The sequence below is a fragment of the Oleiphilus sp. HI0043 genome, assembly GCF_001634935.1.
The window spans coordinates 1-1,236 of sequence record NZ_LWEY01000695.1; the positions used below are offsets into that span (position 1 = coordinate 1).

Below are 1,236 nucleotides of genomic sequence, written 5' to 3' on the forward strand. Positions count from 1 at the left end.
AGTGATCACCAAAGTAATCAGCAATTAGAGTGAAAAGACAACTCTTAGAAGCCTTACACCCAAGCTGTAGCCCTGATTGTTGGCTTTGTCGCCATCGTTCAAAATGATCACCATTGTTAGAAGTGGAAATATCTAAACCACTGATCCTCAAGTGTAGTTTAATGAGAGAAGATCGCTAGTGGGTGAGTGATTCTGAATCAATTTTTGTGGCTCTAGATATGCCGATATGTAGTGTTTTAAGTGGTGAATAGGGGCTGAGCGTTTAGAATTCGGGTTGTTATCTATGCAAATAGCCAAGATGATAAGATGAACAACAATTATCTTTTCAGCTTTGTTTCATGTGTTAAAGTTGCGTTCTAGCGAAAGGCTTACGCTTATTTAGGGTGTATACGCCTTGTATTACTTGTTATGGACACACTATGTATAGATTTATTTTCTTCTCCGTTTTATCTCTTTTTACCTGTTCAGTTTATTCAGCACCTGAAACGCAAGGCTCTGCACTGGATGAGCTTGTAGAGTCTCTGAATAGGATAAAAACTCTTTCTGCGACTTTTGTACAATATTCTGTTGATCAGCGTGGTGCACGTATTCAGGAGTCTAAAGGTGAGCTTAAAGCAGATAGAGCAGGCAAATTCTTCTGGCGTACCTATGAACCGCTCGAACAAATTGTTATCTCTGATGGAAAGGAGGTAACTGTTTATGACCCTGACTTAGAGCAGGCAACTATCCAAGCTGTGGGCTCGCAGGTGCAAACGACTCCCGCAATATTGTTTAGTGGTGATACTCAAAAAATTGGTCAGCTATTTGAGGTAGAAATGGCATGGTTTGAACCATCAATAAGGCAGTTCACTTTAAAGCCAAAATCAGAGGAAAGCTTATTTGAGGGGCTGAAGTTACGTTTCTCTGGTTCGAATGTGAGCGAACTCCGGATCACAGATGCTTTAGGGCAAGAAAGTACAATGAGCTTTATTCAGTCGCAAGTTAATTTAGAGCTGCCAAGTAATACCTTTACGCCTGAATTACCAGAAGGTACTGACATTATTAGAGATGTCCAAATACCCGGCTCATAGGTAGATAGAAAATGTCTTTATTCGATGACGCGCCGCTTTTTAGTGAATCCCAGAAAGAATCTACAAGCAAACGCTATGCGCCTTTAGCTGCGCGTGTAAGACCTGCAGACCTGTCAGAGTATGTTGGTCAAAGTCACCTGGTAGGGCCTTCTCGTCCATTAAGGCA

General features: G+C 41.4%; 1 protein-coding gene. It reads left to right on the forward strand.

Annotated elements, in window-relative coordinates; all coding sequences use genetic code 11:
* The first annotated feature begins 419 nt into the window (after positions 1–419).
* Positions 420–1,070: an outer membrane lipoprotein chaperone LolA gene (gene lolA / locus A3729_RS08250; RefSeq protein ID WP_068511490.1), complete on the forward strand. Its 651-nt coding sequence runs from the start codon at positions 420–422 to the stop codon at positions 1,068–1,070.
* Positions 1,071–1,236: the final 166 nt, after the last annotated feature.